We start from the raw sequence: 6,429 nt of genomic DNA, 5'->3' as shown, positions 1-6,429 counted from the left end.
CAAGATCGCCGCCGACGGCCGCGTCGCCGTGCCGGTCGAGTTCGCGCTGGACAAGGCCGACATCCTGGACGCCTCGCGTCCTCAGATCGACGCCATGGCCCAGATGCTGAAGGACGAAACCGGCCTGCGCCTTTCCGTCGAGGGCCACACCGACAACACCGGCGCGCCCGCTCGCAACCGTCCGCTGTCCGAAGAACGCGCCCGCGCCGTGGTCGCCGCCCTGACGCAGCAGGGGATCGACGCCAAGCGGCTGGAGGCCAAGGGCTTCGGCGCCGACAAGCCTGTGGCCGATAACGCCAGCGACGAGGGCCGTGCCCGCAATCGCCGCGTCGAACTGGTCCGCCTGCCCTGATCGGAGCAGAAGCGGTTTTAAACAGCGGCGCCGTTTCCAAAACCTGTGCAGGGGGGGTATGCAGCCTTTCATGAGCGACCAGACCCCCTCCTCCCCCGCCGTTTCCCAGGAAGAAGCCGAAGCCGCCGTCCGCACCCTGATCCGCTGGGCCGGCGACAATCCTGAGCGCGAAGGCCTGATCGAAACGCCCAAGCGCGTGGCCAAGTCCTATCGCGAGCTGTTCCAGGGCTATGAGGTCGAACCGCGCGACTATCTGGAAAAGACCTTCGAGGAGGTCGGCGGCTACGATGAGCTGGTCGTCCTGAAGGACATCCGCTTCGTCAGCTTCTGCGAGCATCACATGCTGCCGGTGGTGGGCAAGGCGCACGTCGCCTATCTGCCGACCGACCGGGTCGTCGGCATTTCCAAGCTGGCCCGCGTGGTGCGCGGCTACGCCCGCCGCCTGCAGATCCAGGAGAAGATGACGTCCGAGATCGCCAACGCCATCCAGGACGTGCTGCGCCCCCACGGCGTCGGCGTGGTCATCGAGGCCGAACACAGCTGCATGACCATGCGCGGCGTGGACGTCCCCGGCGCCAGCCTGTCGACCAGCTGCCTTCTGGGCGCCGTCCGCGAAGACCCGCGCACGCGCGAGGAATTCCTGCGGCTGGTGCGAGGCTAGGCGCCCAGTTCCTCGATCACTGGACAGCGGGCCTGTTTGCCGTCGCCGCAATCTGCAACCGTCTGTCGCAACACGCCCCGAAGACGCTGCAGATCGGCGATCTTCGCCTCGATGCTGTCCAGATGCTCCTGCGCCATGTCTCGCACCTGGTTGCATGACTGCGCCGTCGGCTCGCTGAGCGCGATCAGCCGGTGGATGGCCTCAATGCTGAATCCCAGTTCGCGAGCGCGGCGTATGAACCGCAACCGCTGCGCGTGCTCAGGCGAATAGCAGCGATGGCCGCCCTGGGTTCGAGCGGGCGCCGGCATCAATTCGATACGCTCATAATACCGCACGGTTTCCAGGTTCACGCCGGCGCTCAGCGCCAGGCGTCCGATCGTCAATCTTTGTCCAGTCACGACCCTTGATCCCGTAGCCACTACGGGTTGTAGGCGTATCAGAACTCAAACTGGATACGCCATGGCCGACAACCAGAATCCCTCATCTCGCCTCGATGTCGCGGTCGGCGCCACAGCGGCGGCGGGCGGCCTAGCGTCCATGTTCGCCTGGGCGGCCTGTTGCGTCCTGCCGCTGGCGCTGTCGGTCGCAGGCGTGTCGGCCGCCGGGCTGGCCTTCGCCAACACCGCCGCCTTCGCCGAGGCGCGCCAATGGCTGACGCTCGCCGCCGCCCTCATCGTCATTGCGGGCTGGTTCATGCACTGGCGTCGCCAGCTGATGTGTCGTCGCGGCGCAGCGTGCCGCCGCCCCGCGCCGCTGGCCTTCTGGCTGCTGTTCGCCGCCACGGTCATGGTTGGGCTGTCGCTGATCTGGCAGCCCTATATCGACCCCTGGCTCCTGCCTTGGCTGGCGAGCTTGAGATGAGCCCGAACGTCCTGCTGAAATCGACGCTGACCTGTCCGCATTGCGGCCATGCGGCGACGGAAACCATGCCCACCAACGCCTGCATCTGGTTCTACGACTGCCTGGGCTGCGGCGCGCTACTGAAACCGAAGCCCGGCGACTGCTGCGTCTTCTGTTCCTACGCCGATGTTCCGTGTCCGCCGATCCAGGAAGACGGCGCGGGCTGCTGCGGCTGACGCCCTTTCGCCAAGCGGATAAAAAATCAGTGTTCGGCCCCAATCCTGCATGGGCGTTTCTGAACGGAGGGGTCGTGATGCTGCAAGCTGTGTTTTCGTCCCGGAATGAACCGCCGCCGATCATGCGCGGCGGTTGGCTGGACGCGCTGCGCTTCATCGTGGCCGCCCTGATCATCCTGCATCACTTCCAGATGTCGGCGCCCATCCCCCTGGCCGAGGGGCTGCATCCCGTGTTCGAGCGGGGCGGTTTCCTGCTGACCAACTTCTTCCTGATCGACAGCGGATACGTGCTGATGCGGGTCTATGGCCGCGCGGTCGGCTCAGGCCGGATGTCGAAGAGCGACTTCTTCCTGAAGCGGGCCTTGAGGGTCTATCCGGCGCATCTGATCGTGCTGGGCCTGCTGGTGGCGCTGGTGCTGGCGGCGACCGCCGCAGGCATCCCGCCCAGCCATCCCGAATGGTTCGCCTGGGATCAACTGCCCGCCCAGGCCGCCCTGGTACAGTCGTTCGGCGTGCACGGCGGCATCGGCTGGAACGCCCCGACCTGGTCGATCTCGGCCCTGCTGGGCTGCTACGTCGCCTTCCCCTTCGTGCTGCGGGGCCTCAGCCGGGTCGGGCCGTGGACGGCGCTGATCCTGGTGGTCGTCGGCTATCTGGCCGCCAATGAGCTGAGCTGGGCGATCCTGAAGTATCCCGTCTATCAGATGCCGCTGAACCTGGGCATCTGGCGCGCCCTGCCCCTGTTCATCCTGGGCATGGGGCTGGCCTGGTTCGCGCAAGGCGTATGGATCAACGCCCGCGTCGCCGGTTGGGCCGGGGTGCTGGCCGCCGTCGGCCTGGCCGTGGCCCAGTATTTCGACAAGAACGCCCTGCTGTCGCTGTTCTTCATCTCCATCATCATCCTGGCGGCGGGCGCCGTGCCGACCAAACGACCGTCGAAGCTGGTCGAGGCGGCGGCCATGGTCTCCTTCTCCATGTTCATCTCGAACGAGGTGGTGCGCATCGCCTGGTTCGGCCTGGCCGAGGCCTTCGCCAACAAGCTGGCCCTGGGCGAGACCTGGCGTTGGGGCCTGTGGGTTCTGGGCGTTCTGGCGGCCTTCGTCTTCGCCTTCGGCCTGCACTATCTAATCGACCAGCCGATCCAGAACCGCATCCGCGCCTGGCTGAAGGCGCGCGGCAAGGGCGCCGCCGTCAGCCAGCCGGTCGTCTCGCTGGAGGGCTAGGCCCCGCCCGCACCGCCAACCAGGTGCAGGATGTTGCCGTCCGGATCCTTGAACCAGGCCAGACGCAGCGGCCCGGCGACATGGACGTCGCCGTCATGCGCCATGCCGTCATAGCGTTCAAAGACGACGCCCTTGGCTTTCAGGTCGGCGACGATGTCGTCCACCTCGACGCCCACGTCCCACGTCACGGCGTTGGCCTGGTTCGTCCCGGCGAAGTCCGAGCGATAGACCGTCAGCCAGGTGCCGCCGGTGCGATAGCCCAGCACCCCGTCCATGCCGGTGTCCGCCAGGTTCAGACCCAGCACGTCGGAATAGAAGGCCCTGGCGCGCTCCAGATCCTTCACCGCCACGATGGCCGAGGAGTTCTTGTCCTTGAGCATGATGGTTCTCCCTTGTCAGGAGACAACCAACCGCAGGCGAGGACGATCCCTGTCGCTTGACTACGACCCAACATTACCGGCGTTTCATTTGACACAGCTGGCGTGGCGGTTGTCCTTTTCCGGACCTTAAGAGAAGGAGCATCCATGCGCCGACTGGCTTTGACGATCACCCTGGGCTTCAGCCTGTTGGCGACGGGCGCAGCCGCTCAATCGGGCCCCTCCCCGATCCGGTTGGAGGACGGCGACGTCGCCCGCTTCTGGACAGCCTATGACGCCGTTCGCGCGGAGACGTCGCCGGAGGCCCAAAAGGCCGTGTTCCAAAGGCTCTATATCGACGCCGGAACGCCGGGCCTGGCCGCCTTCATGGAGGCCAAGGGCTATACGGCGGACACCTATCTTCAGGCGATCCGCGCCTATCCGGCCTATTGGGACTCGGTGCGGCCCCGCACGGCGCTGGCCGCCGGCGCCCTGACGCGGCTCGAAGGGCATCTGGAACGCTTCCGCGCCCTCTATCCCGAGTTGCGCCCGGCCGGGATCTATTTCGAGGTCGGCGCCTTGCGTTCCGCCGGGACGACGCAGGGCGACAAGGTTCTGCTGGGCGTGGAAATGGCCACCGGCGACGAAAGCGTCGACACCTCTGAAATGCCGGCCGGGCTTCAGCGCTTCTTCGCCTCCTACTTCGCCAGCAAGCCGTTGGAGAACCTGGACCTGCTGGCGGTGCATGAGGTCGTCCACACCCAGCAAGGAGGCGAACGTCCCAACTTGCTGGCTCAGGCCGTCTATGAGGGCGTCGCCGACTTCGTCGCCGAACAGGTGACCGGCCGAATGCCCGACCTGGCCTATGTGACCTATGGCCCGGCGCATGACGAGGCCATCAAGGTCGCCTTCCGACGGGACATGGCGGGCGAAGACTTCAGCGGCTGGCTCTACAACAGCGCCGACAACGCCTTCGGCGTACGCGATCTCGGCTACTACGTCGGCTATGCGATCACGCGCGGCTATTATGATCGCGCGCCGGACAAGGCGGCGGCGCTGAAGACCATGCTCGAACTGGACTACTCGGACCCGGCGGCCGTCCAGGCCTTCGTCGACGCCTCGGGCTATTTCGCCGACTAGCCGCTGATTAGACCGACGACGCCCAATAAAAAAGACGCGGAGGTCGCCCTCCGCGTCTTCTTCTTTTTCACGAACCAGAAGGTTCGTAAGGCCTTAGAGGAGCTTGAGATCCACGGCCGAGGTCTTGCCGCGCTGGGATTCCAGCTCGTACTCGACCTTGGCGTTGTCATCGAGACCCACCAGACCCGCCTTTTGCACTGCGGTGATGTGGACGAAAACGTCCGCGCCGCCCGTGTCGGGTTGAATGAAGCCGAAGCCCTTCGTGGGGTTGAACCACTTGACCGTGCCGGTCGCCATATTGCGTCTCCGTAAACGCGCTTTTCCAGGCGGACGTCCTAGCAGGAGCGCCCGTCAGCCCATCTGGACAAGCTCGTTCAGGCGAAGGAGCAAGACGCGGGTTTGGACCCCACGTGAAATCCGGGCTGCGGCGATGTTGTCACCCGACTATCCACAGCGGTCAACTGTAAAGCGAAATCGAGCTTACAAGCTTTACAGTTAATTTCGACGCAGCACGCGCAGCTTGCGTCCCACAGCGCCCGGCCGACTGCGCGCTGGCGCGCAGTGTTGGGGGCTGATGACTGCCCATGACCGGACAGACCACGCCCGACCTCATGAAAACGCCGAAGAAACGCCGCTCCAAGTGCGCAGAGGGCGCCAGGGCGGCTTTCAGATACGCAGCATTTCCATAGCCATGGCCTGACAGGCCGGACCGCCGCGTCCGCCATCGTTCGACAGACCGAAGACGGCCCTCCCGCCCGCCGGATCAACCAGGGCGACGGCATGCCACAGGGTGTTCGTGCCTTCATGCGCGATCACCGGCCCCTTGGCCCAGGGCTGAGACGGCAGGACGATCCAGCCGTGGGCGTAGGTCCGACCCTCGCCCGGCGTGACCAGACGTCGCACCGTCTCAGGCTTCAGCCAGCCGCCGCCCTCGGTCAGGAAGACCTGAAGGAAGCGGGCGTAGTCGGCCGCCGTCATATGGACCGTGCTCGCCGGGCCGAGCGCCAGAGGATTGTCCGCCCCCGGATCAGCCGGGTCGATCGGCAACGCCGTCTCGCCCATGCGGCGGTGGCCCCAGGCGTTATCGCTTCCGGCCGGAGCGCCGAAACCCGCCGAGGTCAGACCCAGCGGCCCGAACACCTCGGCCTGCATGGCCTCTTCCCAAGAGCCGCCGGTGATCGCCTCGATCGCCGCCCCGACCAGCACATAGTTGGCGTTGCCGTAGACATACGTCCCGCGCGCGCCCTGCGGCGGCACGGCCAGCGCCTTCTCGACGATGGCGCGGCGCTGCTCCGCCAGGGATTGAGGATTCATGCGGGCGGTCATCAGCCAGGCCATGCCGATAACCGCCTCGTCCTTCAGCCCCGCCGTGTGGGTCATGAAGTCGTCCAGCGTTGCGCCGTCCCAGCCCGCGTTGATCGTCAGGCCGGGAAAGGCCTCGGCCAGGGGCATGGCCCAACGCGCCCGTCCCTGCTCGACCAAACGGGCGAACAGGGCCGCCGTCATCGCCTTGGTGTTGGAGCCCAGATGCCAGCGGTCGTCCGTCGTCGCCGGATCGTCCCGCCCCGCGCGCCGTGCGCCGCGCACGCCGGACCAGGTCAGCCCCTGAGCCGTCACGGCC

General features: G+C 66.3%; 10 protein-coding genes. 6 read left to right on the top strand and 4 right to left on the bottom strand.

Features of this window, described 5'->3' with window-relative positions:
- The coding region (locus tag RT567_RS12365) for an OmpA family protein (RefSeq protein WP_313576627.1) at window positions 1-352 on the top strand (352 nt) is incomplete at its 5' end.
- A 70-nt stretch (window positions 353-422) separates the two neighbouring features.
- The gene (gene folE, locus RT567_RS12360; protein WP_312294566.1) at window positions 423-1,013 is read left to right on the top strand and encodes a GTP cyclohydrolase I FolE; all 591 of its coding nucleotides are present in this window, start codon (window positions 423-425) and stop codon (window positions 1,011-1,013) included.
- Here folE and RT567_RS12355 read toward each other — a convergent pair.
- Window positions 1,010-1,411, bottom strand: a complete 402-nt coding sequence (locus RT567_RS12355) for a helix-turn-helix domain-containing protein (protein WP_313576626.1) — start codon at window positions 1,409-1,411, stop codon at window positions 1,010-1,012. The two genes, folE and RT567_RS12355, sit on opposite strands and share 4 nt — an antisense overlap.
- Window positions 1,412-1,472: 61 nt before the next feature.
- Between RT567_RS12355 and RT567_RS12350 the strand changes: the two genes are divergently transcribed.
- The 3 genes from RT567_RS12350 to RT567_RS12340 all read left to right on the top strand — a co-directional run bounded on the left by RT567_RS12350 (window position 1,473) and on the right by RT567_RS12340 (window position 3,312).
- The gene (locus RT567_RS12350; RefSeq protein WP_313576625.1) at window positions 1,473-1,874 is read left to right on the top strand and encodes an MFS transporter permease; all 402 of its coding nucleotides are present in this window, start codon (window positions 1,473-1,475) and stop codon (window positions 1,872-1,874) included.
- A complete protein-coding gene (locus RT567_RS12345; protein ID WP_313576624.1) occupies window positions 1,871-2,089 on the top strand; it encodes a GDCCVxC domain-containing (seleno)protein in 219 nt (72 codons plus the stop codon). Before RT567_RS12350 ends, RT567_RS12345 begins: the two co-directional genes overlap by 4 nt.
- 77 nt (window positions 2,090-2,166) lie before the next feature.
- On the top strand, window positions 2,167-3,312 hold the full coding sequence (locus tag RT567_RS12340) for an acyltransferase (RefSeq protein ID WP_313576628.1): 1,146 nt from the start codon (window positions 2,167-2,169) through the stop codon (window positions 3,310-3,312).
- On the opposite strand, the gene RT567_RS12335 is transcribed toward RT567_RS12340, so the two are convergent.
- The gene (locus RT567_RS12335; protein WP_313576623.1) at window positions 3,309-3,692 is read right to left on the bottom strand and encodes a VOC family protein; all 384 of its coding nucleotides are present in this window, start codon (window positions 3,690-3,692) and stop codon (window positions 3,309-3,311) included. The two genes, RT567_RS12340 and RT567_RS12335, sit on opposite strands and share 4 nt — an antisense overlap.
- Before the next feature lie 144 nt (window positions 3,693-3,836).
- On the opposite strand from RT567_RS12335, the gene RT567_RS12330 reads away from it, so the two are divergent.
- On the top strand, window positions 3,837-4,808 hold the full coding sequence (locus tag RT567_RS12330) for a hypothetical protein (protein ID WP_313576622.1): 972 nt from the start codon (window positions 3,837-3,839) through the stop codon (window positions 4,806-4,808).
- A gap of 93 nt (window positions 4,809-4,901) precedes the next feature.
- On the opposite strand, the gene RT567_RS12325 is transcribed toward RT567_RS12330, so the two are convergent.
- Together RT567_RS12325 and RT567_RS12320 are read right to left on the bottom strand one after the other, a co-directional pair.
- Window positions 4,902-5,105: a cold-shock protein gene (locus RT567_RS12325; RefSeq protein ID WP_087140970.1), complete on the bottom strand. Its 204-nt coding sequence runs from the start codon at window positions 5,103-5,105 to the stop codon at window positions 4,902-4,904.
- Window positions 5,106-5,474: 369 nt separating this feature from the next.
- Window positions 5,475-6,429 (bottom strand): serine hydrolase domain-containing protein (locus RT567_RS12320; RefSeq protein ID WP_313576621.1); only part of this gene is annotated, 955 nt, incomplete at its 5' end.

Source organism: Brevundimonas sp. (assembly GCF_032107865.1).
Classification (GTDB): Bacteria; Pseudomonadota; Alphaproteobacteria; order Caulobacterales; family Caulobacteraceae; genus Brevundimonas.
The sequence above is the reverse complement of the archived record's forward strand: the minus strand, read 5'-3'. Positions and strand labels throughout refer to the sequence as shown.

Bases quoted from the DNA above. Each gene is read 5' to 3' on its own strand.
- RT567_RS12350 (WP_313576625.1), top strand. From the start codon at position 1,473: ATGGCCGACAACCAGAATCCCTCATCTCGCCTCGATGTCGCGGTCGGC.
- folE (WP_312294566.1), top strand. From the start codon at position 423: ATGAGCGACCAGACCCCCTCCTCCCCCGCCGTTTCCCAGGAAGAAGCC.
- RT567_RS12325 (WP_087140970.1), bottom strand. From the start codon at position 5,105: ATGGCGACCGGCACGGTCAAGTGGTTCAACCCCACGAAGGGCTTCGGC.
- RT567_RS12340 (WP_313576628.1), top strand. From the start codon at position 2,167: ATGCTGCAAGCTGTGTTTTCGTCCCGGAATGAACCGCCGCCGATCATG.
- RT567_RS12335 (WP_313576623.1), bottom strand. From the start codon at position 3,692: ATGCTCAAGGACAAGAACTCCTCGGCCATCGTGGCGGTGAAGGATCTG.
- RT567_RS12330 (WP_313576622.1), top strand. From the start codon at position 3,837: ATGCGCCGACTGGCTTTGACGATCACCCTGGGCTTCAGCCTGTTGGCG.
- RT567_RS12345 (WP_313576624.1), top strand. From the start codon at position 1,871: ATGAGCCCGAACGTCCTGCTGAAATCGACGCTGACCTGTCCGCATTGC.